The organism is Streptomyces sp. NPDC052687 (genome assembly GCF_040678395.1).
Classification (GTDB): Bacteria; Actinomycetota; Actinomycetes; order Streptomycetales; family Streptomycetaceae; genus Streptomyces.
In genome coordinates, this window is record NZ_JBFATR010000052.1 from 1 (window position 1) to 25,477 (window position 25,477).

At 73.1% G+C, this 25,477-nt stretch carries 28 protein-coding genes and 2 pseudogenes; 21 read left to right on the forward strand and 9 right to left on the reverse strand.

Annotated elements, in window-relative coordinates; translation table 11 throughout:
• Positions 1-318: 318 nt before the first annotated feature.
• Complete coding sequence (locus AB0K92_RS28655; protein WP_165994965.1) at positions 319-546, reverse strand: DUF5133 domain-containing protein; 228 nt, start codon at positions 544-546, stop codon at positions 319-321.
• A 290-nt stretch (positions 547-836) separates the two neighbouring features.
• Here AB0K92_RS28655 and AB0K92_RS28660 point away from each other — a divergent pair, with 290 nt between their 5' ends.
• Positions 837-1,322 carry a hypothetical protein gene (locus tag AB0K92_RS28660; RefSeq protein WP_365927574.1) on the forward strand — a complete coding sequence of 162 codons (486 nt, stop codon included), beginning with the start codon at positions 837-839 and terminating at the stop codon, positions 1,320-1,322.
• Between the two features lie 46 nt (positions 1,323-1,368).
• Here the strand turns inward: AB0K92_RS28660 and AB0K92_RS28665 are convergent, their stop codons facing one another.
• Positions 1,369-1,842, reverse strand: a complete 474-nt coding sequence (locus AB0K92_RS28665) for an ATP-binding protein (RefSeq protein ID WP_365927576.1) — start codon at positions 1,840-1,842, stop codon at positions 1,369-1,371.
• A 201-nt stretch (positions 1,843-2,043) separates the two neighbouring features.
• Here AB0K92_RS28665 and AB0K92_RS28670 point away from each other — a divergent pair, with 201 nt between their 5' ends.
• From AB0K92_RS28670 to AB0K92_RS28685, 4 genes and pseudogenes are all read left to right on the forward strand, one after another.
• Positions 2,044-2,400: an STAS domain-containing protein gene (locus tag AB0K92_RS28670; protein WP_365927578.1), complete on the forward strand. Its 357-nt coding sequence runs from the start codon at positions 2,044-2,046 to the stop codon at positions 2,398-2,400.
• A 258-nt stretch (positions 2,401-2,658) separates the two neighbouring features.
• Positions 2,659-2,835, forward strand: coding sequence for a hypothetical protein (locus tag AB0K92_RS28675; protein WP_365927580.1), 177 nt, complete (start codon positions 2,659-2,661; stop codon positions 2,833-2,835).
• Positions 2,836-3,301: 466 nt separating this feature from the next.
• A complete protein-coding gene (locus AB0K92_RS28680) occupies positions 3,302-3,622 on the forward strand; it encodes an STAS domain-containing protein (RefSeq protein ID WP_365927582.1) in 321 nt (106 codons plus the stop codon).
• 385 nt (positions 3,623-4,007) lie between these two features.
• Positions 4,008-4,127: pseudogene (locus tag AB0K92_RS28685) on the forward strand (hypothetical protein); the annotation flags it as partial.
• 213 nt (positions 4,128-4,340) lie between these two features.
• Here the strand turns inward: AB0K92_RS28685 and AB0K92_RS28690 are convergent.
• From AB0K92_RS28690 to ectA, 3 genes are all read right to left on the reverse strand, one after another.
• Positions 4,341-4,778, reverse strand: coding sequence for a hypothetical protein (locus tag AB0K92_RS28690; protein WP_365927584.1), 438 nt, complete (start codon positions 4,776-4,778; stop codon positions 4,341-4,343).
• Between the two features lie 98 nt (positions 4,779-4,876).
• Positions 4,877-5,707 carry an enoyl-CoA hydratase-related protein gene (locus tag AB0K92_RS28695; RefSeq protein ID WP_365927586.1) on the reverse strand — a complete coding sequence of 277 codons (831 nt, stop codon included), beginning with the start codon at positions 5,705-5,707 and terminating at the stop codon, positions 4,877-4,879.
• Complete coding sequence (ectA, locus tag AB0K92_RS28700) at positions 5,704-6,324, reverse strand: diaminobutyrate acetyltransferase (protein WP_365927588.1); 621 nt, start codon at positions 6,322-6,324, stop codon at positions 5,704-5,706. The genes AB0K92_RS28695 and ectA overlap by 4 nt, the downstream gene beginning before the upstream one ends.
• Before the next feature lie 1,003 nt (positions 6,325-7,327).
• Between ectA and AB0K92_RS28705 the strand changes: the two genes are divergently transcribed.
• The 12 genes from AB0K92_RS28705 (at position 7,328) to AB0K92_RS28760 (ending at position 19,594) form a co-directional block, all read left to right on the forward strand.
• Positions 7,328-7,600: a phosphopantetheine-binding protein gene (locus AB0K92_RS28705; RefSeq protein ID WP_365927590.1), complete on the forward strand. Its 273-nt coding sequence runs from the start codon at positions 7,328-7,330 to the stop codon at positions 7,598-7,600.
• Complete coding sequence (locus AB0K92_RS28710) at positions 7,597-8,859, forward strand: acyl carrier protein (RefSeq protein WP_365927592.1); 1,263 nt, start codon at positions 7,597-7,599, stop codon at positions 8,857-8,859. Before AB0K92_RS28705 ends, AB0K92_RS28710 begins: the two co-directional genes overlap by 4 nt.
• Positions 8,856-10,526 carry a class I adenylate-forming enzyme family protein gene (locus AB0K92_RS28715; RefSeq protein ID WP_365927594.1) on the forward strand — a complete coding sequence of 557 codons (1,671 nt, stop codon included), beginning with the start codon at positions 8,856-8,858 and terminating at the stop codon, positions 10,524-10,526. The genes AB0K92_RS28710 and AB0K92_RS28715 overlap by 4 nt, the downstream gene beginning before the upstream one ends.
• Positions 10,519-11,913 (forward strand): type III PLP-dependent enzyme, encoded by a 1,395-nt coding sequence (locus AB0K92_RS28720; protein WP_365927596.1) that lies wholly within the window; start codon positions 10,519-10,521, stop codon positions 11,911-11,913. Before AB0K92_RS28715 ends, AB0K92_RS28720 begins: the two co-directional genes overlap by 8 nt.
• Positions 11,914-11,994: 81 nt before the next feature.
• Positions 11,995-12,252: an acyl carrier protein gene (locus tag AB0K92_RS28725; RefSeq protein WP_165995020.1), complete on the forward strand. Its 258-nt coding sequence runs from the start codon at positions 11,995-11,997 to the stop codon at positions 12,250-12,252.
• The gene (locus AB0K92_RS28730; protein WP_365927598.1) at positions 12,249-13,418 is read left to right on the forward strand and encodes an acyl-CoA dehydrogenase family protein; all 1,170 of its coding nucleotides are present in this window, start codon (positions 12,249-12,251) and stop codon (positions 13,416-13,418) included. The genes AB0K92_RS28725 and AB0K92_RS28730 overlap by 4 nt, the downstream gene beginning before the upstream one ends.
• The gene (locus tag AB0K92_RS28735) at positions 13,411-14,208 is read left to right on the forward strand and encodes a 4'-phosphopantetheinyl transferase superfamily protein (protein WP_365927600.1); all 798 of its coding nucleotides are present in this window, start codon (positions 13,411-13,413) and stop codon (positions 14,206-14,208) included. The genes AB0K92_RS28730 and AB0K92_RS28735 overlap by 8 nt, the downstream gene beginning before the upstream one ends.
• A 62-nt stretch (positions 14,209-14,270) precedes the next feature.
• Complete coding sequence (locus AB0K92_RS28740; protein WP_365927602.1) at positions 14,271-15,284, forward strand: hypothetical protein; 1,014 nt, start codon at positions 14,271-14,273, stop codon at positions 15,282-15,284.
• Positions 15,285-15,289: 5 nt separating this feature from the next.
• The gene (locus AB0K92_RS28745) at positions 15,290-16,912 is read left to right on the forward strand and encodes an amino acid adenylation domain-containing protein (protein ID WP_365927604.1); all 1,623 of its coding nucleotides are present in this window, start codon (positions 15,290-15,292) and stop codon (positions 16,910-16,912) included.
• A gap of 1 nt (position 16,913) precedes the next feature.
• Positions 16,914-17,414, forward strand: coding sequence for a flavin reductase family protein (locus tag AB0K92_RS28750; protein ID WP_365927606.1), 501 nt, complete (start codon positions 16,914-16,916; stop codon positions 17,412-17,414).
• Positions 17,415-17,481: 67 nt separating this feature from the next.
• Positions 17,482-18,741, forward strand: a complete 1,260-nt coding sequence (locus tag AB0K92_RS28755) for an aspartate aminotransferase family protein (RefSeq protein WP_365927608.1) — start codon at positions 17,482-17,484, stop codon at positions 18,739-18,741.
• Positions 18,742-18,910: 169 nt separating this feature from the next.
• Entirely contained in the window at positions 18,911-19,594 is a 684-nt protein-coding gene (locus tag AB0K92_RS28760) for a LysE family translocator (protein WP_365927610.1), read from the forward strand.
• A 73-nt stretch (positions 19,595-19,667) separates the two neighbouring features.
• On the opposite strand, the gene AB0K92_RS28765 is transcribed toward AB0K92_RS28760, so the two are convergent.
• Positions 19,668-19,928 carry a hypothetical protein gene (locus AB0K92_RS28765; protein ID WP_365927612.1) on the reverse strand — a complete coding sequence of 87 codons (261 nt, stop codon included), beginning with the start codon at positions 19,926-19,928 and terminating at the stop codon, positions 19,668-19,670.
• 214 nt (positions 19,929-20,142) lie between these two features.
• On the opposite strand from AB0K92_RS28765, the gene AB0K92_RS28770 reads away from it, so the two are divergent.
• Positions 20,143-20,850 carry a hypothetical protein gene (locus tag AB0K92_RS28770; protein WP_365927614.1) on the forward strand — a complete coding sequence of 236 codons (708 nt, stop codon included), beginning with the start codon at positions 20,143-20,145 and terminating at the stop codon, positions 20,848-20,850.
• Positions 20,851-20,867: 17 nt separating this feature from the next.
• Here the strand turns inward: AB0K92_RS28770 and AB0K92_RS28775 are convergent, their stop codons facing one another.
• The gene (locus AB0K92_RS28775) at positions 20,868-22,019 is read right to left on the reverse strand and encodes an alpha/beta fold hydrolase (protein ID WP_365927616.1); all 1,152 of its coding nucleotides are present in this window, start codon (positions 22,017-22,019) and stop codon (positions 20,868-20,870) included.
• An 83-nt stretch (positions 22,020-22,102) separates the two neighbouring features.
• On the opposite strand from AB0K92_RS28775, the gene AB0K92_RS28780 reads away from it, so the two are divergent.
• The gene (locus AB0K92_RS28780) at positions 22,103-23,119 is read left to right on the forward strand and encodes a winged helix-turn-helix domain-containing protein (protein ID WP_365927618.1); all 1,017 of its coding nucleotides are present in this window, start codon (positions 22,103-22,105) and stop codon (positions 23,117-23,119) included.
• 18 nt (positions 23,120-23,137) lie between these two features.
• Here AB0K92_RS28780 and AB0K92_RS28785 read toward each other — a convergent pair whose 3' ends face one another.
• Positions 23,138-23,758, reverse strand: coding sequence for an MBL fold metallo-hydrolase (locus AB0K92_RS28785; RefSeq protein ID WP_365927620.1), 621 nt, complete (start codon positions 23,756-23,758; stop codon positions 23,138-23,140).
• Positions 23,759-23,885: 127 nt separating this feature from the next.
• Here AB0K92_RS28785 and AB0K92_RS28790 point away from each other — a divergent pair, with 127 nt between their 5' ends.
• The gene (locus AB0K92_RS28790; RefSeq protein ID WP_365927623.1) at positions 23,886-24,089 is read left to right on the forward strand and encodes a hypothetical protein; all 204 of its coding nucleotides are present in this window, start codon (positions 23,886-23,888) and stop codon (positions 24,087-24,089) included.
• A gap of 196 nt (positions 24,090-24,285) precedes the next feature.
• Here AB0K92_RS28790 and AB0K92_RS28795 read toward each other — a convergent pair whose 3' ends face one another.
• On the reverse strand, positions 24,286-25,089 hold the full coding sequence (locus AB0K92_RS28795; protein ID WP_365927625.1) for a hypothetical protein: 804 nt from the start codon (positions 25,087-25,089) through the stop codon (positions 24,286-24,288).
• A gap of 72 nt (positions 25,090-25,161) precedes the next feature.
• Here AB0K92_RS28795 and AB0K92_RS28800 point away from each other — a divergent pair.
• A pseudogene (locus tag AB0K92_RS28800) lies at positions 25,162-25,401 on the forward strand (hypothetical protein); the annotation flags it as partial.
• Positions 25,402-25,477: the final 76 nt, after the last annotated feature.

The window sequence follows — 25,477 nt, forward strand, 5'->3', positions numbered from 1 at the left end:
CACCACCTGGCTCACCCAAGCCGGCTACACCACCATCACCCACCACCCCACCCACACCCCCACCACCCTCATCCTCGCCCAATAAACACACACCGCCACCGACCTCGGCAGCGCATAAAAAAGGGGCCTCCGCCATTCCGAGGAAAGGCGCAAGCCCGTCTGGTATGCCCATCACCGAACTGGATTCCCCCGAAGCCCTCCCCCGCGCCCTCATCCTCAAGGGATCGTTCCACCCGCCGCGCCCAGCCGTCGGAGAAGTCGGCCAGGGCGCGGCGTTGCTGTTTCCGGGTGGCGAAGTGGCCGGCGGCTGTACGGCCTTCAGGCAGTGAGGAGTGAGTCGTCCGTGGGGCGGGCGCCGGGCAGCCGGTAGCGCGCGGCGACGAGGGCGGAGTCGATGTCGCGGGTACCGGTGGCCACACACAGGGTGTAGGTGACGTCCTCCAGACGCCGACGCGCCTCCGGGCTGCCGTTCTCGGCGTGCAGCGCGCGCAGCGTCTCGTACTGCTCGATCAGGTTCTCCAGCACGGCCGGGTGTGCCATCAGCATCGGGGAGTCTCCCTTGTCACTGCCATTTACACGAGTCGTTCAGGCGATCATGTGCCCCGAGTCCGGGCACCTATCCCTGCTTCCTCCGGGTTGGCCAGCCGGGACTCGAGGCTGGAAGCGGAGTCAGTCGTCGGGCTGTGCCCGGCCGCTCTGCCGCTCTGCTGCTCTGCCGTCGCGGCTCCCCAAGAGGGCCGTTTCCTCGCACACATAATCCTTCGTCTGCCGCATCGCTGCCCTCCTATGATCTTCCGGACAGCCACTGGTACGAGCACTACACCGATGCCAAGCCGGTGGTGTTCGGCCATCACGTCACCGGCCGGGAACCGATGATCCGCGACGGCAGGATTTTCGGTCTCGACACCGGTGTCCATTCGGTGAAGGCGCGAGCGGACCACTGGTCGGCGATGAAGCGCCAGTGGCAGTTGCCCGTCCTGAAGACCAGGCCCTGGCACGACGCCACCTGGCCGGAGCTGGCCCATGCGGTGGAGCGGTACTCCTCGATGTCTGACCCAGCGGCGCGCCGCTGGCTGCAGGAGGTCCAGGAGTGGGCCGGGGGGCTGCGGGCGACGATCCCCACCCTGGTCGCCACAGCCCGCCGACTCGCCGACGAACTCTCCGCAGACGCGATGCGCGGGCATCCTGTTGCGAAGGTTCTTTTCCAAGCCCGTGACGGACGCCTCGACCGGACCGGTCTGGCCAGGCAGTGCCCGACACCGGGCAGGACAATCGAACTGGCAGCCGCACTGGGGCTGACGCTCGAGAAGCTGCCCGACTGAACTTCAGCCAGAAGGATGGCCCTCACCGGCCGCGGGGGCGGAGTCGTCAGGGCGTGGTGCGGCCGGCGATGTCTGCGCCGGGGTCGTCGGCCAGCGCGATCAGAACGGTGACACGTTTGCCGACCGGTTCCCGGCGTACCTCGTACGCCTGGCTGACCGCGAGGGTGATCTCCAGTCCGTGGCGGCCGATGCGCTGCGGGTCGGTGGCGGCGATGTCCGGCAGCACCGGGTCGCTGTCCCACACGGACACCCGTACCGCGCCCTGGATGATCTGCAGGTCGAGCATGAGGGGGCCGGGCGCGTACTTCACCGCGTTGGTGACCAGCTCGCTGACCACCAGCTGGGTCATGCCCATCGCCCGCTCGGACACCGGCAGGCCGTGCACGGCCTGCACCTCGGCGAGGAAGCCGGTGGCGAGATGCCGGGCGGCCCCGATGCACGAAGGGTCGCCGTCATAGGCAGCCGACACCGACAGCACGTCCTGTGTTTTCCGTCCTTCGTCCCCCGCGGCCTGCTCCATGCGCCCGCCCTGTCTCACGTGATCGTCACACGAACTCCACCGTGTGTCCCGAAAGCATCGCACGGTCCCTTCCCGGCTGCCCCGGTCCAGGTGATTTCAGCCCGAGCCGACCCGGTTGACATCAGGGGGCGGCATGCGCTTGCGTGGAGCAGCGGCCTCGCAGCAGTGAAGGTGGCACCGACGACCCCGACGGAGACGCCCATGAGCGAGGTCCGCCTGTCCGTCTCCCAGCGCACCACCGCCGACGGCGTGCACGTCGTCGCCCTGGCCGGGGCCATCGACCACACCACGGCCGGTGTCTTCCATGAGGCCCTGACCCTGCCGCCCGACTCCGCCCCCCACGCGGTCATCGACTTCCACCGCGTCACCTTCATGGACTCCAGCGGCATCAACGTCCTCGTCGCCGCCAACAACACCGCCCGCGCCCGCGGCGGATCACTGCGCCTGGCCGCCGCCCCCAGGCGCGTCCTCGATCTGCTGCACATCGTCGGCCTCGACACGCTCCTCCCCCTCCATCCCACCCTCGAAGACGCCCTGGCACCCCCTTCCACCGTCTGAGCCCACACCTCACCCGCCGGGCTCGCCCCTGCCCACCGCTCGGCGCTACGCGCGACCGAAGGCTCCTGGGCACGGCGCACATAGTCGGCCGGCGAAAAGTGACGGGGGCGACGCGTGCGACGGGTCGCCCTCTGCGACAGCCGGCATCCGTCGCCCGAGCGCCTCCGCCGGCAGTGCCCGTTTTGCCATCGTATGGGGTGGCTCATCCGGGGCATTCGGACAGCGGAACATACGGCTCCTCCCCGGGGAGGGACGACCATGCTGGCGATCATCTCCGCGATTCTTTTCCTCATCGCTTTCATCCTCGGCGCAGCGGACATCGAGACCGTCGACCTCCTCAGCGCCACCAACCTCATGCTGCTGGGCCTCACCTTGCTGGCCCTTCACGTCGCGGGACTGGGCTCGGGGAGGTCGACCTTCGGCCGCAGGCGCTGACCAGGCGGTACTGACCAGGCGGCGCGCCCCGTCCGACCGCGGACGCCGCACCCTCACCGGGACCGCCCGCCGACACGACCTGACCGCTCCGCGCGGGCGCGGTCTGGCTGAGGTCTGCCTTCGACCGCCCCGCCCAGGTGATCCGCGCGCCGTAGTACCTGCCGCTCCTCCGCCTTCTTCCGCCGCCTCGCCGCCTCGCCGCCTCGCCGCTGGAGATCATCGCCGGCGTGCCGGAATGCCGCCTTTGCAAGGGCTTGATGGCGGTCGGTGCCCCATCTGTGCGACGTTGGACGGACAACCAGCCTGGTTCGGTAGGAGGCCCCGCGCCGCCCCGAAGGTCACCTCGAGTGGCCGGGACGCGGTACGGGTTGTCTTGCTCGACTGTGCGTGGCCCCACGTCACGCGCTTGATATCCCCAGCCGAGGGGGTGTCGATGGGCTCGACCCACGGAAACGAGGGGCGAACCATGAACGACCTCACCGTCACCACGCACCAGCACGCCGACCGCACCGTCATCGCCGTGGCCGGGGAGATGGATCTCGCCTCGTGCCACACTCTCGAAGAGGCGACCCTGATCATTCCCCTCGACGGCAAGACCCTGCACGTAGAGATGTCCGGGGTGTCCTTCATGGACTCCACCGGCCTGAACCTGCTGCTCAAGCTGCGCCGCCGCCTCATGGCCGAAGGCGGCCGGCTCCTCGTCACCGGCCTTCGGGATCAGCCCGCCAGCGTGCTGCGTGTGACCGAGGCCGACACGCTGCTGACTCCCGACGTCGCCCACGCCTGACAGCCCGCACGCCGCCGCCTGCTCGGCGACCCGACCCAACCCGACCCGATCCCATCCAATCCGATCCGACGGCGGCTCTCCTCCCCCCGGCCGGCACCGCCTCCGTGCGGGGTGGGCTACCAGGAGCCCGAACCGATGGCACTGCAACCGGGTCAAGCGGGTGGTCGCATATACGTCTCCGTTGCCGTACACGAGACGCTCCCGTTGGGACGAGACGCTCCCGTTGGGACCGTGGAGCCGTCGGCTCGGCTGGGGCATGGTGAGGGAGAGGGGGCGGCAAGGCGGTGTCCGCTATCGGATGGTCGCCACGGTCGCCACTGTCGGAGCGCTGTCGCGTCTGGACCGGGCCGTCGGACGCCTGATCACGCGGACCCTGAGCCGGCTGATGGTCGCCTGGTTCTTCCACGACACCCTGGTGGACCAGCCGGTCTGGCACCACAAGCGTTACCAGCCGCACCCCGCGCTCAACCAGGCCGACGGCCCCATCGGTCTCTCCCGGCACTGGGCCCGGCAGTTCTGCACGGCAGCGGGCCACGGTGACACGGACGTCGCCGACACCCCTGCTCAGCTCATGATTGCGGCCGGCCCTGAGCAGGTTCCTGGGCGGGTCGTTGCCTGGGACGCGTCGTCGGAGGAGACGACCTCACGGTGGCTCCGGGTGCGTCCGGGGCCCTGGTCGACCGCCGCCGGCCGCGATCAGGTGGAACCGTGGCTTCGCTCAGGCCGCGATCATGTGGTTCCGTGCGGTCGGGCGGTGCCCGGAGTCGGCGGGCCGCAGGACGCGGGTGGCGAGCCGGAGGCGGGTGGCGGCGGCCGCGCACCGGAAGGCGTGGAACCGGTGCAGGACGGCTTCGCGCTGCGCGGCGGACCCGACCGGGCCGTCGAGTACGAGGTCCATACGGTGCCGCTCCTCGGGCGAGCCGTCCGGTGCGAGGTGGGTGACCCGGAAGGAGCACAGGAGACCGCGAGCGGGCAGGCGCAGCAGGCGGCACTGGATGCGGCTCTCGGGGTAGTGCACCTCGATCGTGTCCTCCACACAGGACACGCGCAGGGCGGGGGCGACGCGCGGATCGCACATCATGAGTGCGAAGCGCGGGGCCAGTCCGCGGACCAGGGCGGGGCGCGGCCGCGACCGCCCTGCGACGGATTCGTTCATGTGCCTTCCTCCTCGAGGTTCGGTGCCGTTGGGAATCCTGTCGGGGGACGCCGAGGGATGCCGAGGGACGCCGGGGCCAGTCGGCGGGTCGGGTTGTTTCAGGGGGCGGCCGTGCTCCGGAGGGGAGTGTCTGCGCCGGAGACGGCCGGGCGCCGCAGCCGGGCGGCCATGGCCTCGCTCAGGCCGTCGGGTCCCGTATGGACGCCGTTCCAGTGCGCGCAGTGGTCGAGACCGCGTCGCGTACCGTCCTGGTGGACGAGGTCGAGGGTGCGCTTGATGCCCTCCATGACGTGCGCGGGATGCCGGCGCAGGTCGTCGGTCAGTTCCCGGGCCGCCCGGCGCAGGGCCGCCGCGTCCTGGTACAGGTCGTTGACCAGGCCGATGCGCAGTGCCCGGGCCGCGTCGACGGTACGGCCGGTGAACGCCAGCTCCCGCAGGTGTCCCTGGTTGATCAGCAGCGGCAGCCGTTGCAGTCCGCCGAGGTCGGCGACGATGCCCAGTTCGGCCTCCGGCAGGGCGAACCGGGCGGTGCGGGTGGCGTAGCGGATGTCGCAGGCGGCGGCCAGTTCGAGGGCGGCCCCGGTGCACTCGCCCTCGATGAGCGCGACGACGGGTTTGGGGCAGTCGGCGACGGCGCTCACCGCTCGCTGGAGGGAACGCACGTCCTCGTCCATGAAGGCGGGGTTCCCCGAGCGCTGGGCCCTGCGCAGTCGTACGACGTACCACCGTAAGTCCATGCCCACGGAGAACGTGCCACCAGCGCCGGTGAGGGCGATGGCGCGGATGTCGTCGCGTCGGCGGGCGCCTTCCATGAAGGCGTGCAGCTCCTCCCAGAAGGAGCCGCCGAGCGCGTTCCCCGTGCCGCTGCCGGCCACGGTGAGGAGGGCGAGGCCGTCCTCCACCGTGATGTGGAAGGGCGCGTCGCTCATCGCGCGTGCGCCGCGACGGCGGGAGCGGGGGCGGGGGCGGAAGCGGAGTCGGAGGCCGTAGCAGAGGCGGAGTCGGAGGCGGAAGCGGAGGCGACCGGGGCCGGTACGGCGGGGGTCATGCGGTACAGCACCTCCGGAGGATGGGCCTCGTGTCCCTCGTCGCCGGCGAAGTCCTCCGCGGTGAAGAGGACTTCGGTGTGGATGTCGAGGCCGCGTTCGTGGGCGAACCTGCGCAGCATGAGGGCGACGGCGCGGTTGCCGGGGTTGACCGTGGTCTCCACGCAGGTGGCCCCCAGGCCGGCGGCCCGGTCGGCCAGCTCGTGCATCATCCGCGTGGCCAGGCCCGGGGCGCGGTGAGCGGGATCGACAGCCGACTGCCAGGCCATCAGGGTGTCGGGGCGCGACGGGCGGATGTAGGCGGTGACGAAGCCGATGACCTGGCCGTCGTCCGTCTCGGCGACCACGGACGTCGCGGCGAAGTCACGGAACCAGAGGTGGTAGTAGTACAGGCTGTTCGTGTCGAGGATGTCGGAGTCGCGCACCAGTCGCCAGACCGCCGGAGCGTCCGCGGGACGCGGGGTTCGCAGGGTGGCGTGGGGCGTGCGGGGGTCGTTCATGCGGGCCTTTCGGTTGTTCGGCCGTCCGGTCGTTTCGGTTGTTCCGAGGGGCCTCAAGGGACCTCAAGGGGCCTCCTGAAGAATGAGGGAAGCGTCGAACCGGCTTCGATGGATTTCTCGGCACGGTTTTCTCGGCCACGTGACACATGCCGCTTTCCGCGGGGAAGGCGCCTGTTTCTTTTCCGGCGCTTTGCCGCTGCTTTGAAAAAGGCACGACCGGTGACGATGGAACAACCGCGTGAACCTGCCACGGAAGGGCCGTGCGCAATCTGCTCCGGCGCGATGGGTGGGGGGCGCGCCAGAACCCTCAAAACACTTGCACGACCCCACTAGTCGGCGCAAGGCCACAAGGGGAAGCGTCGGCTTCCTGGCTTGATCTCCGCTCCGGGAAGCACTTTTCGGCTCGTGCCGGCCATGCTTCGCAGCATGGTTCGGTGGCGTGCGGCAGGGGTGATCAAGGTCTTGATCAGTAGGTCCTGGGAATACGGCGTAAATGATCTTCACGTGCCGCCCGCGAAACGGAGACGCCTCGCCTGTATCGCTTTTCAGACACTCCGGAATTGATCCGCATGGAGCGAGGCAGACTGGCTAGTCGTACGTCGCTCACGCAATCTCCCTGCACGATCCCGCCTCGCGGGAACGCCGACGGAACGAGAGCAATATGAAGTGGACTTCGGGGTACCGGACCTCCGACGCCGAGGACGTGCCTTCGGCGTGTCCTTGTCCTTGTCCTCGCCGCACCGCCGCCTCTTGAGTGGTTCGCGGTAATTCCCCCTGCGGACCGGACCGGACCGGACCGGATGAAAACACCGGCTGGTGACCGTCGTCCGGCGTCCCGTTACCCGCACCGGCGGTCCGTACCGCCGCCCACATTCCCTCACCAGAACCCTCACGACGGGTGCCCCTGAGCCGTACCACCCGCTCACCTGGCGCCGGTGTGCGCCCTCGCCCCCCACCTGAGCCTCCCCCTTTCCGCTGCCCTACGCGGAGGAGATCCCACCTGATGACCACGAACGACGTCCTGCGCGCCCTGACGCCCCTGATCAGCGCGCACGCCCAACACCTTCCCGCCACCGCCTCGTCCGCGCTGACCGCCGACACCCGACTGGAGCAGGACCTGCGCATGGACTCGATGGCGATCGTGCACGTCCTGGAGGACATCGAGGACACCTTCGGCTTCGCCATACCCGACGAGCGACTCGCCGGCGTCTACACGGTCGGCGACCTCGTGGACATCGTGCGGGCCACGTCCGAGGCGCCGGAGCGGGTCGCGTGAGCGCGCCTGCGGGGCCTTGCGCGAAGGCCTCCGACCACGACGGCGATCCGCTCGTCGAGGCCATCCGCGGCATCGACACCACGGCACTGGACTGCGTACAGGTGAACGCCGCCGTGCTGGCCGACGCACGACACGGACCGGGCACCCACCTCGCCCTCGGCGGCCGGGCGGCGTTCGCGCCGCGCGCCGGAGCCGGCGGAGCCCTCCCCACCGTCGAGGAGCCTGCCGCCGAGCGGATCGAGCCGATGGGCGACGTCCTCGGCCTGAGCCTGGTCACCGGGCGGCCCGTGTCGGACGGCCGGGCGCTGCTGGACCTGCTGCCCGAGGACGGCAGTCCGCTCTACGTCGTCGGCGACGCGTTCCGCATGCCGTGGCTGCCCTACCACGGCCACCAGCACATGGAACACAGCCTGCTGCTGCGGGCCGTGGACGGGGGCGCCCGCGTCGAGGCGGTGGACGCCTACGACAACGAGACGCCCTACGGCCGGGCCGAGCCGGTGGTGTGCTCGTACGACCGCGCCCAGGCGGCCGCGCTGTTCGACGGCTCGCCCACCCTCCCGGTGCCGGTGCGCGGCGCGCCGCCCGCCCGGTCGCCGGTGTCCGAGATCCTGGCCCGTAACGCCGAGGACGGCCGGCGGCTGCTGGCCGGTGACGCTCCCGAGCGCTATGCGGCTGCCTTCCGCGACCACCCGGACCAGCAGGAGGCGTGCGCGGCCCTGCTGCTGGAGACCTGGCTGCTGAGCCGGTCACGGCGGCTGCACGCGGCCTGGGCCGCTCACCACCTGCCCGGGTCCCCCGTGGCGAGCGCCGCCGCCGAGCGGGCCGCCGCCTGGGAGACCCTGGCCGGCCAGTGCTACCTGGCCGCGCGTCGCGTGCAACGCGGCCGTCCCGTACCTCCGCAGATCCACCCCGCCCTCGCCGAACTGCTGCGCGCGGACGCGGAGTCCGCCGTGCGCGCGGCCACCGAGCATCCAGGAGAGGCCATGCCCCACGAGCCCGCACACGTACGCCAGACGGTGGTGCACACCGTCGCCGACATCCTGAGCGCCAGCCCCGAGGCGGTCGCCGCCACCGAAGACCTGAGCCGCCTCGAGGGCTTCGCCTCCTTCCAGATGGTGGAGACGGTGGAACGTCTGGAGGAGATGTACGGCGTGGAGTTCGCGCCCGAAGACCTCGACGCGGCCGTTCTGCGCAGCGTCGAGGGGCTGGTCGGTCTCGTGCTGCGCACCACCGCGGGAGCGGAGGTGGCGCACGCGTGAACACTCGCTCCCACGCCACCGTGCTGCACGAGCTGCTCGATCTGCCCGGTGCCGGCGCCGACGCCCCGGCGGTCACCTGCGGCGAGGTGACCCTCACCCGCGCCGAGCTGGTCCGGGCCGCCCACCGCTGCGCGGCGGCGCTGCGCGCCCGGGGACTGCGGCGCGGCGACCGGCTGGTGGTGACCAGCGACAGCGGTCCCGTCCTGGTGCCGCTGCTGTTCGGGGCGTCCCGGCTCGGTGTCGTCTTCTCCGTTCTGCACGAGCAGGTCCGCGGTGACGTCCTGCGCCATGTGCTCGCCGACTGTGAGCCTGCCCTCGCGGTCGCCGCGTCGCCCGCCACCCGGGCAGCCGTGCGCGAGGCGGGCGTCGCCGTGGTGGCTCCCGAGGACATCGACGACCTGTCACCGGCCGCCGCCACGGGCCCGGCCGCCGCCGCCACCGGTGACCCCTCGGACACCGACCCCGCCGCCGGCCACGCCTCGGACACCGACCCCACCGCTGGCGACACCTCGGAAAGCGAACCCGCTGCCGATGCCGCCTCGGAGACCGACTCCGCTGCCGGCGCCGCCTCCGGCACCGGCCCCGCTGCCGACGACGGCCCGCTGCCCGTCGACCCGGTGTGCCTCATCTACACGTCGGGCACCACCGCGATGCCCAAGGCCGTGGTCTCCACCCACCAGCAGATGATGTTCGCGGTGCACGCCATCGCCGAGCGGCTCGAGTACCGCGCCGACGACGTCGTCTACTGCCCGCTGCCGCTGTCCTTCGACTACGGCCTCTACCAGGTCTTCCTCGGCGCGCTCGCGGGCAGTCACGTATGGCTCGGATCGGCCACCGAGTCCGGCCCCGCGCTCCTGGCCAACCTGGTGCGCAGCCAGGCGACCGTCCTGCCGGCGGTACCGCCGGTCTCCGCCGCGCTGGTGCGTCTGCTGCGCCGCCGACGCGACGCGCAACGGCCGCCGCTGCGGCTGCTCACCAACACCGGCGCCGCGCTGCCCGCCGACATCCCGCACGCCCTGCGCGAGGAACTGCCCGGACTGAGCGTGCGGTTGATGTTCGGTCTCACCGAGTGCAAGCGGCTCACCATCTCCGAACCGGACGAGGACGTGATCCGCCCCGGCAGCTGCGGGCTGCCGCTGACCGGCACCGAGGTGTTCGTGGTGGACGAGGAGGGGCGGCGGCTCCCGGCCGGCGAGGTCGGCGAGATCACCGTGCGCGGGGCGAACGTGATGGCCGGCTACTGGCGCCGCCCCGAACTCACCGCCACCCGCTTCCCCCGTCGCGACGGGCTCTTCCCCGAACTGCGCACCGGCGACTACGGCTGGACCGACGAGGACGGGCGGCTGTACTTCGCCGGCCGGCGCGACGACATCTACAAGCAGGACGGCTTCCGGGTGAGCGCCATCGAGGTCGAGGCCGCCGCCCGCCGGCTGCCGGACGTGGACACCGCGGCCGTCCTGCCGCCCGACGCCACCCGCCCCGAGGCGGTCCTGGTCGTCACCGGCACGGCCGACCCCGCCACCGTCCTGCCCCGGCTGCGGGAGCACCTGGAGGACTACAAGGTGCCCCGGACCTGCCACGCGGTCGACGCGCTGCCCGTCAACGCCAACGGCAAGACCGCGAAGGCCGTCCTGGCCGGGCGGCTCGCGGAGGCCGGCCGTGACTGACCTCGCACTGGACGGCGGCCCGGTGACCGGCCGTACCTCGGCGCTCCGCCCGTCCGAGGCCCCCGCCGCGCCCGGCACCACGACACCGGCGTACCACTACGACCTGTCCGCGGTGCGCTTCGCCCACGACCGGCTGCGGACCTGGCTGCCGCGGCCGAGCGAGCTGTACTACTCCCTGAAGGCCAACCCGCATCCGGCCGTGGTGTCCGCGCTGTACGCCCTCGGCTGCCGGGCCGAGGTCAGCTCGCCGGGCGAGCTGGACGCCGCCCTGGAGGCCGGGGTGCCGCCCGCCGACATCCTCTACACCGGACCCGGCAAGCGCGACGAGGACCTGGACAAGGCGCTGGGCGCGGGGGTCCGCGACTTCGCCGTGGACTCCGAGTACGGCATCGCCCAGCTGGACGGGGCCGCCGCCCGGCACGGCGCGAACGTCACCTACCTGCTGCGGGTCAACCCCGGCGGCGGCAGCCGCGGAGCCGGACTGCGCATGACCGGGAGCCCGTCGGCGTTCGGCGCCGACGCCGAGGACATCGCCGCTCGGCCCGAGCGGTACACGGGCGGCGAACACGCGCGCATCGCCGGTCTCCACCTCTATCTGGCCACCAACATCGCCGACGAGGAGGCGCTCGCCGACTCCTTCGGCGAGGCGATCGGGGTGGCCCGCGCCCTGTGCGAGGCACTGCCGGTACCGCTGCGCACCGTCGACCTCGGTGGCGGTTTCGCCGCCCCCTACGCGCGCGCCGGGGACCTGCCCGCCTACCCGGGGCTCGCCGAGCGCCTGACGCGCGAGCTGGACGCGGCCCTGCCCGGCTGGCGGCGGAACGCGCCCACGGTGGCCTTCGAGTCGGGCCGCTACCTCACGGCCACCTGCGGGCGGCTGCTGACCCGCGTGCTGGACGTGAAGACCTCCCACGGCCAGCGGGTCGTGGTGCTGGACGCGGGCATCAACCACCTCGGCGGCATGGCCGGACTGCGCCGGGTGCCACCGCTGCACCCCGATGTGGTCCGGCCGGACGACACCCCGGCACCCGACGCCGGCACCGCCACCGACAGCACCACCGCCAGCACCAGCACCAACGACCCGACCCCGCATCCGGCCCCGGGCCCGCATCCGGACCCGGCCCCGGACCCGGCGGACCCCACCGCGTCCCCCGGCCCCGCCATGATCTGCGGCCCGCTGTGCACCCCGCTCGACACCTGGGCGCGCTCACACCCGCTGCCCGCCGTCGTCCCCGGCGACCTGCTGGCCGTACCCAACACCGGCGCGTACGGCCTGCACGCCAGCCTCGCGCTCTTCCTGGGCCACCCGGCCCCGCTGGAGGTCGTCACCGACGACGGCGTCGTGCTGCGCAGCGACCGGCTGGCCTTCGTCCGCCGCGACGGCTGACCGGCGACCGCCTCCCGGCGCCCGTACGAGGACCGCACCCCTCCCCCACGCACCCACTCACTCACCCTCAGGAGACCCACCATGGACCAGGCTTTCGTCGACACTCTCCGTCCCCACCTGCGCTACCTCACTCCCGAGCAGGAGCTGCGCCCCGAGGACCGGCTGCGCGACCTGGGGCTCAACTCCATGCAGGCCATCGATCTCGTCTTCGACCTGGAGGACAACTGCGGGGTGACCCTCCCCGACGACCAGCTCACCGACGCCAACTTCGAGACTGCCGGCAGTCTGTGGGCCGCCGTGGAGAGCGCCCGCTCCGCCTCCTTGCAGGACGCCCGGTGAAAGCGCTCGACCAGGCACTCGCCGAGCGGCTGACGCCCGTGCTGCACGCGGTGGAGCGGCATGCCGCGGAGAGCGACGAGAAGGCGGCCTTCCCGCTGGACGGGCTGACCGCGATGCGCACCTCCGGGTTCCTCGGACTGCTGGTCCCGGCCCGCTACGGCGGTCTGGACGGCTCGGTGTCCGATCTGCTCGCCGCCTCACAGCTGATCGCCCGTCACGACATGTCGGCCGCCATGGTGTTCGCCATGCACGGCCAGCAGGTCGCGGCGCTGGTCCACCACGCCTCCGAGGAACTGCGCGAACGGGTCCTGCCCCGCGTCGCCCGGGGAGACCTGTACCTGGGGTCGGTGACCACCGAGGCCGGCAAGGGCGGCCATCTGCTCAGTTCCGGCACGGACACCCGGCGCGCGGGTGACCTCGTCGAACTGGACCGGATGGCGCCGATCGTCACCGGCGGCCCCCACGCCGACGCCTTCCTGATCACCGTCCTCGCGCCCGGCGCCACCTCGGACAGCCAGGTGTCGCTGGTCTACGCCGAGCGGGAGCAACTGGACGTGCAGGTCCTCGGCGGCTGGGACCCGCTGGGCATGCGCGGAACGCACAGTGTGCCGATGCGCCTCACCGGAGCGGTGCCGCACGACCAGGTCGTGGGCGCGCACGGCGAATTCCGCCGGGTCATGGTCGACGTCTTCGCCCCTCTGGCCCACCTCGGCTGGAGCGCCTGCTGGCTGGGCACCGCGGCCGGAGCCCTCTCCCGGACCCTGCGGCTTCTGCGCAGCCCGGAGGAACGCCGCCGCCGCGACCTGAAGAGCGAGCTGCTGCTGACCCGGCTGTCCCGGGCCCGCCAGCGCGTCGACACGGTCCAGGCCATGCTCAGCCACGCCGCCGACGTGTACGTCTCCCTGCCCGAGCGGGAACGGGGCGGCGCCCCCTGGCAGTTGCTCGTCAACGCCCTGAAGGTGACGGCCTCCGAGCAGTGCCCGGCCGCCGTGGACGAGCTGATCGAGCTGGTGGGGCTGCGCCACGGCTACCTCCGCCACCAGCCGCTCGGCCTGGAGCGCGCCCTGCGCGATCTGAGGTCCGCCTCGCTGAACTACGGCAACGACCGGCTGCACCTGGCGAACGGCTCGCTCAGTCTGCTGGACCAGGAGACCACCCTTGCCTGACACCGTTCCCCTCCCGTCGGCCGTCGCGCTCCCCGCCCGGCGCCGGCCGCCCGCCGAGGCGGCCGGTCCGCCCGGTGTGCCCGGGGTCCGCCTGTGGGCACCGGCTCCCGGCGTCGTCGTCGCCCTGGCACCCGCGGACGCCGTGCTGGGCACACCGGACGCCGTGCGGCGGCTGCGCCCGGAGGAGTACCGCTCGGCCGCCGGCATGGCCGGTTGGCGAGCCCGCGAGCACCTGGCCGGCCGGGCACTGCTGCGGCTGCTGCTCGCCGACGTGGCCGGCGAAAAGGACGCCTGCGCCCCCGTGATCCCCGAACCGGCCGGCCGCCCCCGGCTGCCCGGTTCCCCGGACACCGGAGTGAGCGTCTCGCACAGCGGCCCCTACGCGGCCGCCGCCGTGGCCGCGGGACTGGACGTCGGCGTCGACGTCCAAGTGCCGAGGGAACCCTCGGCCGCCCTGCTGCGCCGCTGCTGCGCACCCGGCACCGCGGCACGCCTGGCGAGCCTGCCGCCCGAGCGGGCCGCCCTCGCCTTCGCCCGGATCTGGACCGTGCAGGAGGCGTGCGTGAAGGCGCGCGGCACCGGTCTGGCCGGCGCGCCGTGGCGGGTGCGCGCCGGGCCGGGCGGCCGGGCCGGCACCTGGGGGACGCTGCGGTGGAGGCGAGCGCCCTGGCCCGGCGCGGGCGCCGGACCGGTCGCCCTGGCCTGCGCCTTCGGGCCGCCCGAGGCACACCCCGCGCCGCCGGCGGACGCCCCCCGCGGCCACCGGATCCCGGCGCCCCGCTCGTCCTGACCGGGCCACCGGATCCCGGCGCCCCGCACGTCCTGACCCCCATCCCGTCCCGCGGAGGACCGATGCGTACCGATGTCACCCGTCCCCTCAGCCGGGGACTGAGCTGCTACACGGAGAACCTCGCCGGCTACCTGGCCGCGCGGGCCCCCGCCCGCGCCGGTCTGGTGGCCCGCGCCGTGCGGCTCGCGGTCGACCCGGCCACCGGCCGTTTCTCCCATCACGACCGCGCCCTGGACAACCTGCCCGGCGGGCGCAGGCTCGCGTACCGGGGCGCGCCCGACGCCGAAGCGGCGCTCAGGGGCATCGCCGCCGAACTGGCCGCCCACGGCCGGGTGCTGGTGGTCGCCGACAGCGGCTCCCTGCCCTGGCTGTCCGGCGCGGCGGACGCCCACGCGCCCCACCTGATCCTCGTGGACGGCCGTACGCCCGACGGGGGGTGGCACGTGGTGGACGGCTTCACCGCCCTGTTCAGCGGCGGCGGACACCAGGAGCCGTTCGCCGGAGAGCTGTCCGGGGCAGAGCTGACGGCCCTGCTGGCCTTTCCCCGGGGCCTGTCGGAGGTGCACCGCGCGCGCAACGCCCTGGCCTTCGGCTTCCCCGTGGCCACCCCTGCGCAGGAGACGTATCAGTGGCTGGCCGAGGAAGAGGGCACGACCGCGGAACACCTGCCCGGCGGGACCTGGCTGACCGGGGCCGCCGCGCTGGAGGAGACCGCGCGGCTGGTGCTGGCGGACCTGCGGGGCGACGGCGAGCGGGGCGTGCTGGAGGACGTGTGGGCGGCGGCGCAGCACCACATGTTCCGCGACGCACACCTGCTGGCCGCTGACGGCGCGCTGTCCCCGCAGGAGCGCCGGACCGTCGACGCCACGACCGCGAAGTGGCGCGAACTGCCGCGCCTGCTGCGCTTCGCGGCCAACTCGGCTCGCCGGGGCCGTCCCCGGCCGTCCCTGGTCACCGGCGCGTTCGCCGTCCTCGCGGAGCTGGAGGCGGCGGCCTCGCCGCTGCACGCGGCCCACGGCTACGGCGTGCCCACGGCACTCGCGGACGTTGCGTCACCCGCCGGCCAGGGGAGCTGATCGCGGTGCCGACATCCGCCCTCACCCTCTGGGACCGCTTCGCCCGCACGGCCGACCGCCACCCGGACCGCCCCGCACTCGTCGCCGGGAGCACCACCCTCACCTACGCGCGGCTGCGAGCCCACGCCGAGTCCCTGGCCGCCCGGCTCGCCGCCGGCGCGCCCCCGCCCCGTCGCGTCGCCCTGCTGGCGGAGCGCACACCCGTCACCTACGCGGCCTACCTGGCGGTGCAACGCCTCGGTGGCGCGGTGGTGCCGCTCAACCCGGCGGTTCCACCGGGCCGTAACGAGTCCGTCGTACGGCAGTCCGGCGCGGCACTGGTCCTGGCCGACGCGGCCGCCGACAGCGGCCCGGCGGGACGGGCCGCACCGCTTCACCCGGTCGCCCTGACGGACCCGGCCGACGCACCCGACCTGCGCCGGCTGCCCGGCCCCGGCCCGCACGACACCGCCTACATCCTGTTCACCTCCGGTTCCACCGGCCGGCCCAAGGGGGTGGTGATCCGGCACGCCAACACCGACGCCTATCTGCGGCACGCGGTCGAACGCAGCGGCGCCGGGCCGGACAGCCGGCTCTCACAGACCTTCGGCCTCACCTTCGACCCTTCCGTGTTCGACATGTTCGTGGCCTGGAGCACCGGCGCGGCCCTCGTCGTCGCCGACGCGGACGACTTGATGGACCCGGCCGGGTTCGTCCGGCGCCACCGGCTGACCCACTGGTTCTCCGTGCCCTCGGTCGTCTCGCTCGCGGCCCGGCTGCGCCGGCTCCCGGCCGCCTCCATGCCGACGCTGCGGTACGCGGCCTTCGCGGGCGAACCCCTCACCGTGCGGCAGGCCCGCGCCTTCGCCGAGGCCGCACCGGCGGCCCGGCTGGAGAACCTGTACGGCCCCACCGAACTGACCGTCACCTGCACCGGCTACCGGCTGCCGGCGGACCCGGCGGCCTGGCCGCACACCGCGAACGGCACCGTGCCCATCGGCACCGCCCACCCCGGCGCCGAGATCGTCGTCGTCGACGAGCGGATGCGCCCCGCCGGCCAGGGCGAACTCCTCGTACGCGGCGCGCAGCGGTTCCCCGGCTATCTGGACCCGGCGGACGACCCGGGGCGGTTCGCCACCGGCGAGCCGGACGCGGGACTCACCCCCTACGAGGGCGGTCCGCTGACCAGCTCCCACTGGTACCGGACCGGGGACCGGGTGGCCCGCGACGGCGACGCCCTCGTCCACCTCGGCCGCCTCGACAACCAGGTGAAGATCAGCGGCTACCGGGTCGAACTGGGTGAGGTCGAGGAGGCCCTGCGCTCGTGCCCCGGTGTCGCCGACACCGTGGTCGTGGCCCGTACCGAGCGGTCCACCCCCGTCCTGGAGGCCGTCTATACGGGAGACGCCCCCGACCCCGCGCCGCTGCTCGCGGCCCTGCAGGAGCGGCTGCCCGCCTACATGGTGCCCCGCACCCTGCTGCGCCTGCCCGAACTGCCCCTCAACCTCAACGGCAAGACCGACCGCAAGGCCGTCCGGGCCGCCCTGGACGGGGCCCGCCCGGCCGCGTCCGGCCCGCACCGCTCGACTCCCGCGGACCGGCCCGCGGCCCTCGCCCATCGCACCCGCCTCCCGGAAGGAACCCGGTGACGTGACCGCGCCCACCACACCCACCACGCTGCCCGGCCGTGAGGAGTTCTGCTCCGCCATGGCGCAGCTCGCCACCGGCGTCGCGGTCATCACGACCGCCGGGCCGGACGGCCCGGTCGGCTGCACCGCCAACGCCGTGCTCTCCCTGTCCACCGAACCGCCCTCGGTGCTCGTCTCCCTCGCCACCAGCGGCCGCACCGTGCGGCACGCCCGCGCGCACGGCGGTTTCGCGGTCAACATCCTCAGCTGGCAGCAGCGGGACCTGATGCACCGTTTCGCCAGGCTGCCCGCGGCGGAACGTTTCGACGGCGTCCCCTACCGCGACGAGGAGGGCTGCCCGGTCCTCGCGGCCACCGCCGCGACCGTGGTGTGCCGCCTCGACCAGGCGCCCACCGTGCTCGACCACACCCTCCTGATCGGGCGGGTCCTGTGGACCGCGCAGGACCCCACCGCTCCGGCCCTGGTGCTCTACCAGCGCCACCAGCACGCCGTGGCCAGTTGATCCCGGCCGCGACGCCCGCCCCACCCCCGCCCCACCCGCAGGCACGCACTCAGGACAGGAATCGAGCATGAGCGTCTTCGGCACCATGGAATCAGAGGTCCGCAGCTACAGCAGGGCCTGGCCCACCGTGTTCAGCACAGGACGCGGCGCCGTGCTGCGCGACGAGGCCGGACGGTCCTTCATCGACTTCTTCGCCGGCGCCGGCGCGCTCAATTACGGGCACAACCCGCCCGAGCTGAAGGCCGCGCTGCTCGACTACCTCTCCGGCGACGGCGTCACCCACGGACTCGACATGCACACCACCGCCAAGCGGCTCTTCCTGGAACGCCTGCGCGACCTGGTGCTCACCCCGCGCGGCCTGGATTACCGCGTCCAGTTCCCCGGCCCCGGCGGCACCAACGCCGTCGAGGCCGCGCTCAAGCTCGCCCGAAAGGTCACCGGCCGGCACACCGTGGCCTACTTCGAGCGCGGCTTCCACGGCATGACGCTCGGCGCCCTTGCCGTCACCGCCAACCCGGCGAAGCGCGCCGGAGCCGGCGTACCGCTGCCGCACACCGTCCCCGTGCCCTTCGACCACCCGGCGGACGACGACGGGGAGTCGGTGGCGCGCCTCGTCCGGTCACTGGACGGTGCCGCCGCGGACGGGCCGCTCGCGGCGGTCGTGGTGGAGACCGTCCAGGGCGAGGGCGGCGTCAACCCGGCCCGCCCGGTCTGGCTGCGCGCCCTGGCCGCCTGGGTCCGCGAGCACGGTGCCCTCCTGGTGGTGGACGACATCCAGATGGGCTGCGGACGCACCGGGCCGTTCTTCTCCTTCGAAACGGCCGGAATCGTTCCCGACATCGTCTGCCTGTCCAAGTCCATCAGCGGGTACGGGACGCCCATGGCCCTGACCCTCATGCGCCCCGAGTACGACGTGTGGAAGCCCGGCGAGCACAACGGCACGTTCCGCGGGTACAACCCCGCGTTCGTCACCGGCGCCCGCGCGCTGGAGCTGTTCTGGTCCGACCGCGCGCTGGAGAACCGGACCACGGCCCTGGGGGAACGGGTGCACCGCGCCCTCACCGAGACCGCCCGCCGGCACGGCCTGGCCGCCCCGCGCGGACGCGGTCTGGCCTGGGGGCTGCCCTTCGACCGCCCCGGTGCGGCCCGCGAGGTGTGCGACGCCGCGTACCGGGGCGGCCTGTTGCTGGAGACCGCCGGGCCCCACGACGAGGTGGCCAAGGTCCTTCCGCCGCTGACCGTGGCGGACGAGCACGTGGAGCAGGGCCTTGGAATACTCGACGAAGCCGTCGCCTCGGTGGTCGGCGGGCGCACGCTCGCGGCCTGAGCGGGCCTGGGCAGGCCTGAGCGGGTCGAAGCGGGCCCGGCAGATCAGCGCCGGACGGGACAGGTCAGGTCCCGCCCATGACCGTCCATGACGTCCAAGACGTCCAGCACGTCCATGACGGAACCCTCGGCGGCGAACGGGCCACGGGGCGAGCGAAGGGGAGAAGCGGATGTCGGCCGACCTGGCGGGTTTCCTCGGTGTCGTTCTGGTGGCCTACCTGGTCCCCGGCCCGGACTTCCTGGTGGTCGTCCGCTCGGCGGCCGAGCACCCCGCCAAGGGGCGGGCCGCGGCGCTGGGCGCCCAGACCGGGCTGTGCGTGCACATGCTCGCCGCCGCCACAGGGCTGTCGCTGATCGCCGCCCGCTCCCCCGTGGTCTACGACGCCATCAAGCTGCTCGGCGCGGCCTACCTGGTCTACCTCGGCGTCCGGGCGGTCCTGGCCGCCCGGCGCGCCGCCCGTGAGCGCAGCGCCGAACCGGCGGCGGCAGAGGGCCCGCAGGGGCCGGCCGGTCCGCGGGCCCCGGCCGCGGACGAGCGGGACGAGCCGGCCGGTGCCCGGTGGCGGTCCGGTTTCACCCAGGGCTTCCTCACCAATGTGCTCAACCCCAAGGCGGCGCTGTTCTTCCTGAGCATCCTGCCGCAGTTCGTGCACGGCGGCGGCTCGACGGCGCGGCAGGTCTTCTTCCTCGGCATCCTCGACGTCCTCATCGGCGTCGTCTACTGGTTCGCCCTCGTCGCCGTCGCCGCGCGGCTGCGGGCCTTCCTCGCCCGGCCGAAGGTCCGCCACCGCTGGGAGCTGACGACCGGCTGGCTCTTCATCGCCATCGGCATCGGCGTCGCCGCCGCCTCCTGAGACCTCCCCGCGGCACGCTCCCGTGCCCACGGATCGGCATGTGGCTCGCCCCTCCCTGGCGGTACTGCGGCTGTCAGCGGGGAGCCGGTCGCGCGCGCTCGATGCGGTCGAGGTCGCCGGCGAGGAGGCTGCGGTGGCCGCTGGTGAAGTCGCCGTTGGGCAGGGTCTGCCCTTCGCCGTAGTACCGGCCCACCACGGCGGTGGGGAGGAAGGACCGCAGGCTGTGGCGCATGGTGCCGGGGTGGTCGGCGGGTGCGCCCCAGCCGGCGGGGGCTCGGTCGGTGGAGAGGAAGTGCCTCGGGGTGAGCTGCCTTGTGGGCAGGTGCAGCAGCATGGCGTTCGGGCCGCCCGCCGGTTTGACGGCGGTGTTCTGCCCAGGGACGTTCCGCCGAGCGCGTCCCGCCGGTGTCACGGGGCTGCAACGGTCCGGGGGCGCCCCCGGGACAGGGAAACCGCGGATGGCCGAATATCGTCCCCCACGACATCACTTCGCGCGCCCCCATGAGGCCGCGAACCATCAGCAGGGGGGAACCACCATGACATCCACCATGACAGGCATCAGACCCGAGGGCCGTCGCGGTCCCGCGCCGTTCCGCACGGCCCTTACCGCGCTGGGAGCCGCGGGGGTGTTCACGCTGACGCTCACGGCGTGCGGCCAAGGCGGCTCCTCCGCCGCGCCCGGCTCCTCCCCTTCGGCCACCGCGACGGCGAGCGGCGGCGCGGGAGCGGAGGCCGGCGCCACGCCGTCCGGGAAGGCGACGGCCGGTACGGGCGGTGCCACGGCGCCCCCTACGGCCCCTCCCACGGCACCTGCGACGTCGGCCCCGGCGGGCTCCCCCGCACCCGCGTCCAGCGGCTCGGCGGCCGAAGGCCCGGCAGCCGAAGGCCCGGCAGGCACCGGCACGGACTGCGACCACAAGATGCCCATCTCCCCCGACGAGATCGCCGTACTGCGCTACACCCCCGAAGGGGGCTCTTCGAGCCTCATCTTCAAGCACGGCAACTGGGACTGCCCGACGCCCGATTCCGACGGCCCGCCCTTCGTCACCGTGGGCAAGGAGACCTTCCTGCCCCTGAACCAGGCGGCGCACATCACCGTCACCGATCCGATCGTGGCGAGCACCGAGAACCAGGAGATCGGCGTGCAGGAGTTCCTCGACTGGCTGGAAACGCACCCGAACAGCGGCCTGGTGTTCACGTACCACGTGGGTGCCGACGGTGCGATCGACTCCCTTGAGCAGATCTTCACGCCCTGACACCCGGCCTGCGGACCTCAGCTCGGCAGGTAACGGGCGAAGAAGGACCGTACGAGGTCGTGAACGGCGGGCACGCTGACGCGCGGGTCGATCCGGCCGACCATGGCCGCGCGCCCGGCGGCGGTCATCAGGCCGGCCTTGTGGAGCTGGGGAACCAAGGCCGCGTAGTCGGTGAAAACCCCGTGATGGGCGTGGTCGAGCTGCCACCGGGTGACGGGGCCGGCGTGGGCGAGGAGGGCGGCCCAGGAACGGTCCAGGCGGGCGTCGCGAAAGCCGTCCGTGCCGGCCAGCAGCAGCGGACGGTCCGTGCCCTGCCGGGCCACCGGCAGGAGTTCGCCGTCCATCTGGTCGAGATATCCCTCCAGGTTGACGGCGGCCGTGATCCGCCGGTCCTCGTGGAGCGCCTGCGCGGCCGCGGTGCCGCCGGCGGAGTGCCCGTACACCCCGACGCGGTCCAGGCCCAGAGCGTCGAGGACGAAGCGGAGGTCGGCCACCCGCGTCCGGATCATGGTGCGGAACGTCGCCGCGTCGGGCGGGCCCAGCAGCACTGTCTGCCGGACCCGTTCCCGGCCCGGCCGGGCGCAGGGGAACTCCACCGCGCCGGCGTCTCCGGGGTGGTCGACGGTGATGACCGTCCAGCCGTGCGAGGCGAGGTCCGTCGCGAGGGCGCTGCCCATGGTGCGGGCGTCGCCGCCGCCGGGGCTGTAGAGCAGCACGGGACGGCGGCCGGGAAGGGGCGGAGCGCCGGTTCGGGCGTGGGTGAGGGTGGCCGCCCAGTCGACGCCCGCGTGCGGCAGCGGCGGGTGGATCCGCCGGCACAGGTCGGTGAAGAGGGCGGCGGCGCCCGGAGTCTGCTGCGGGGCACGCGGGAAGCCGCGGCTGCGGAGGGCTGGTTGCAGGACGGTGACCATCAGTTCCCGTACGCCGATCCGCGGGGCCCACGGATCGTTGCGGGAGGAGTCGACGAGGTGGAGCGTCCTGGCGCCGACGGCGCAGGGTCCGCTGGGGGCCGGCAGCCGCAGGCGCAGCAGCGGTGCCGCCTCGCGGCCGGAAGGGCGGGAGGTGTCGTGGGCGGCGGAGGCCGGGGCGACGCCGGCCAGCAGGGCGGCGGCCCCGGCGAGGGCGCCCTTGGCGAGGTGGCGGCGTCCGGGTGCGGAGAACGAGGTCATGGACGGCATCCTTGGGGCGGGTGCCGGGCCGGGGCGAGGCTTACGGCTGGGGGCGAAAGGCCGGCGCGGGGCAGGAGCAGGTGGTGATCCGGATCCATTTCACGGCGGACGATCTCGTCCGGGTACGGCTCGCTCCGCGGCCGTCGCCCGTGCCCGAGCTGCACGCGGCCCTGATGATGCTGGGCGCCGGCCACGAGGCGCCGCTCTTCGGGCGCTGGCGGAGCCGGCTGCTGCGGAACCTGCCGGGCGCGGCCGAGCCGCTCGCCGACCTGGCGCCGGACGGCGTCGCCCCCGCCCCCGCCTTCCTCGATGTCCTCGGCGATACGCCGGAGGAGGGCTTCACGCTGATCCGGGCCGCCCGTCCGGAGGAAGTACGGGCAGGGATCGAGCAGTTGTACGGGCGACGGCCGCCTCCGCCGTGGATCCGCGCCCTGCACAGCGGGAACGCCGACGCCTGGCGCAGGCTCCAACGGGCGCAGCGGGCGGCTTACGAGACGGTCCTCGCACCCGTGTGGTCCCAGGTGCAGGATCTGCACCGGGCGGAGTTCACCCGCCATGCCGTGGTCGTCGCCGAGCGGGGCCTCGGCGCCGCCCTGACCGGCCTGGTCCCGGGGTCACGGCTGCGCGAGGGAGTCTGGGAGTGGTCAGCGCCGGGCACCCAAGGCGTCCCCGGCATCCCGGGCGGCGCGGACGTGCGGGAGATTCGGCTCCGCGGTCGCGGGCTGATCCTCCGGCCGACGTTCCACTGGCGGCACGGTCCGCTCCTCCAGGACCGGCCGGACCGTCCGGTGGCGCTCGCCTACCCGGCGGGCCGAGGGCTGCCGCTCGTCCCGGCTGGGAGCAGGGCGCCCGACGATCCCCTCGCGGGAGTCCTCGGGCGCACCCGGCTCGCTCTCCTGCGTTCCCTGGACCGAGCGCGCACGACAACGGGGCTGGCCCGCCGTATCGGCGTCAGCAACGCGACGGCCTCAGCGCACGCTTCCGCCCTGCGGGCCGCCGGCCTGATCACCACCACTCGCGCGGGCCGCTCGGTGCGCCACGCACGAACGGCCCTGGCGGAGCTGCTGCTCGCCGGCGGTGACGGCGCCGGCGACAGCTGAGGACGAGGAGCAGAACGGCTACAGCTCGACGCTCTCACCAGGCCGGAGCCGCCGGATATCAGCTCCTGCCCGCTTGGCCTCCATCGCGAGAACGTCGTCCAGGACCTTGAGACCCCACTCGTTCAGGAGTCCGTCATGGACGGCGTACGCACGGCGGGGTGCCGTCCGGCGCAGGTGGCCGATCAGGTCGGGCACCGTCAGCCACGGTGCCTGGCCGGGCACCAGCAGTGTCGGCGCGTCCACCACGGTCAACGCGTCCCCCGGGTGGAAGACCTCCGCGTCGATCAGGAATCCGACGTTGTCGACGGGCGGCACGTCCGGGTGGCTGAAGTGGTGCTTGTCGCCCGCCACCGTCACCTCGAAGCCCGCGACGCAGAAGCTGTCGCCGTCGCGGACCACCTGCACGCGCTCGCCGAACCCAGTGAGGTGCCGGGCGACCCCGGCGCAGGTGTAGACGGCCGCCGGGATTTCGCGCAGGCGCTCCGGATCGAAGTGGTCGAAGTGCTCGTGCGTGATGAGGACCGCGTCGGCTCCCGTCAGCACGCCGGGTTCGGACGTCATGACGCCCGGGTCGATGACGATCGCCCGGCCGTCCTTCTCCAGCCGTACGCACGCGTGGCCGAACTTGGTGATCCTCATGGCCCTCACCCTGCCAACCGGCCCGCCCACGCGGCACCGGAGTTCGCGATCAGCCGAACCGACACGGAACCCCCATGAGCCCGGTCCCGTCTTGGCCTGTGGTCGCATCGAGGGAGGCGTGATTCGGATGGCGGGAATGGGACCGGTGGGCGGAGTGATCTGCCTGGTGGTCGGCGTCGGGCTGCTGCTGTGGCTGACCCTGTCCGGAGGATCGGTCGCCGACGACTGGTCCGGCTACTACGGGGCCGTGAAGGTCCTCGCTGCCGGAAGCGTCGCCGTGGGCGCCGCACTCCTGACCCGCCGCCGGGGAGACGGTCCGGGCCAGGAGTGAGAGGGGACCGGGTAGGTGACGGAGGTGGGCTCGCAGCCCATGACGGTGGGGGCCGCGACGACCTGGTCACCGGGGACACCGGTGAGGTCCCACAGGGCTGATCGGTGAAGCGGTCGCCCCCAGGGCACAGAGTGAGTGATGCCGGCTCGATTCCTGCCCTGGTAGCCCGATGAGCAGGAGGCAGCGGGCCCCGGCGTCAGAACGGCGGGGCTTCGCTGCAGGCGTCCGTGCCGTTGTTCGCCCACCAGTCGTCAGGATCAGCCAGACGGTTCCGCAGTTCGCGGGCTGCCATGTCGTTCGTGGTCTCGACGCCGCTGATGTCGTGGCCCCAAGCCGCAAGTGCGTCCAGGACACGGCCCCGTCTGGAGCGGTCGGTGCTGGTGGCCAGCAGGCGACGGGCATGATCGGCAAGCTCGGCCCGATACGTGGTGAAGGCGGGGTGCTCCGCGAGCGGGATCGCTGCGACCAGGGCCGCGTCGCGCACTTCCCGGTGGTCGTGATCGAGGGATGGCTGGACGGCGGAAAAGATCGCTGGACGCATGTCCCGGAACGCATGCATCGGCCGGTATTCACAGAGGAAGCCGACGCCGCATATGCGGGCATGCGTGGCGAAGGACTGATCGTCGGCGTCGTGGGCGGTGGTTTCGAGCCAGTCGAGCAGCCTTGCGCGGGTGGGCCGGCGTGGTGGCGGGCCGGTGTAGGGGGCGAGCTCTCCTGCCGCTGTGGATGAGTGGTTGAGGATGGCTGCGACGTACAGCGCAACGGGCACCGTGGCTTCGTAGATGGTGTTCTGGTGAGTCACCTCATCGAAAGCGTCCGTGGCGGCGGCCGCCCTGACGGCCGGGTCGGGGTCGAGCAGGCGCGTCAGCATCGCCGGCAATGGTGCGCCGGTCCCGTATGGGGTGGCCAGCGAGGCCCAGTCCGTACCGTCCAGCAGAGCTTGATGGTGGGGGAGCTCGTCGAGTTTCCGGCTCAAAGCCTGGCTGCGGCTGTCGATCACAGGCGGAGGCTACAGCGTCACCGCGTCACGCCACTTCCTCCTGAAAACGGCCCGCGTCCTCGGTCTCACCCCTTGGCGTTCGAGCGCCGCTACCCCGACGCCGGCACGGACAGTTTCGCGTTTGTCACCGTCACCCACGGCGTCACCTTCACCGGCATCCCCGACGGCACGTACAAGGACGCCGTGACCGGTGACACCCGGACTGTCGCCGACGGAAAGCTGGCCGTCGCCGCGCCGGGCAAGGGGGCCCTGCGCGTGTTCGTCCTGAACAGTCCTGGCAGGATCGGGGCCGCCGGGCCGTACCTGAAGTGACTCTCCGCCCCTGCGCGGACACCACACCTTCGCAAGCGGTGAGCCCCGGCGGGCAGCGTCCGCCGCCCGCCGGGGC

What these genes read in the sequence shown, in the direction of transcription:
- AB0K92_RS28655 (WP_165994965.1), bottom strand. Translation starts at nt 546, where the DNA reads ATGCTGATGGCACACCCGGCCGTGCTGGAGAACCTGATCGAGCAGTAC.
- AB0K92_RS28665 (WP_365927576.1), bottom strand. Translation starts at nt 1,842, where the DNA reads ATGGAGCAGGCCGCGGGGGACGAAGGACGGAAAACACAGGACGTGCTG.
- AB0K92_RS28670 (WP_365927578.1), top strand. Translation starts at nt 2,044, where the DNA reads ATGAGCGAGGTCCGCCTGTCCGTCTCCCAGCGCACCACCGCCGACGGC.
- AB0K92_RS28675 (WP_365927580.1), top strand. Translation starts at nt 2,659, where the DNA reads ATGCTGGCGATCATCTCCGCGATTCTTTTCCTCATCGCTTTCATCCTC.
- AB0K92_RS28680 (WP_365927582.1), top strand. Translation starts at nt 3,302, where the DNA reads ATGAACGACCTCACCGTCACCACGCACCAGCACGCCGACCGCACCGTC.
- AB0K92_RS28690 (WP_365927584.1), bottom strand. Translation starts at nt 4,778, where the DNA reads ATGAACGAATCCGTCGCAGGGCGGTCGCGGCCGCGCCCCGCCCTGGTC.
- AB0K92_RS28695 (WP_365927586.1), bottom strand. Translation starts at nt 5,707, where the DNA reads ATGAGCGACGCGCCCTTCCACATCACGGTGGAGGACGGCCTCGCCCTC.
- ectA (WP_365927588.1), bottom strand. Translation starts at nt 6,324, where the DNA reads ATGAACGACCCCCGCACGCCCCACGCCACCCTGCGAACCCCGCGTCCC.
- AB0K92_RS28705 (WP_365927590.1), top strand. Translation starts at nt 7,328, where the DNA reads ATGACCACGAACGACGTCCTGCGCGCCCTGACGCCCCTGATCAGCGCG.
- AB0K92_RS28725 (WP_165995020.1), top strand. Translation starts at nt 11,995, where the DNA reads ATGGACCAGGCTTTCGTCGACACTCTCCGTCCCCACCTGCGCTACCTC.
- AB0K92_RS28740 (WP_365927602.1), top strand. Translation starts at nt 14,271, where the DNA reads ATGCGTACCGATGTCACCCGTCCCCTCAGCCGGGGACTGAGCTGCTAC.
- AB0K92_RS28755 (WP_365927608.1), top strand. Translation starts at nt 17,482, where the DNA reads ATGAGCGTCTTCGGCACCATGGAATCAGAGGTCCGCAGCTACAGCAGG.
- AB0K92_RS28760 (WP_365927610.1), top strand. Translation starts at nt 18,911, where the DNA reads ATGTCGGCCGACCTGGCGGGTTTCCTCGGTGTCGTTCTGGTGGCCTAC.
- AB0K92_RS28765 (WP_365927612.1), bottom strand. Translation starts at nt 19,928, where the DNA reads ATGCTGCTGCACCTGCCCACAAGGCAGCTCACCCCGAGGCACTTCCTC.
- AB0K92_RS28770 (WP_365927614.1), top strand. Translation starts at nt 20,143, where the DNA reads ATGACAGGCATCAGACCCGAGGGCCGTCGCGGTCCCGCGCCGTTCCGC.
- AB0K92_RS28775 (WP_365927616.1), bottom strand. Translation starts at nt 22,019, where the DNA reads ATGACCTCGTTCTCCGCACCCGGACGCCGCCACCTCGCCAAGGGCGCC.
- AB0K92_RS28785 (WP_365927620.1), bottom strand. Translation starts at nt 23,758, where the DNA reads ATGAGGATCACCAAGTTCGGCCACGCGTGCGTACGGCTGGAGAAGGAC.
- AB0K92_RS28790 (WP_365927623.1), top strand. Translation starts at nt 23,886, where the DNA reads ATGGCGGGAATGGGACCGGTGGGCGGAGTGATCTGCCTGGTGGTCGGC.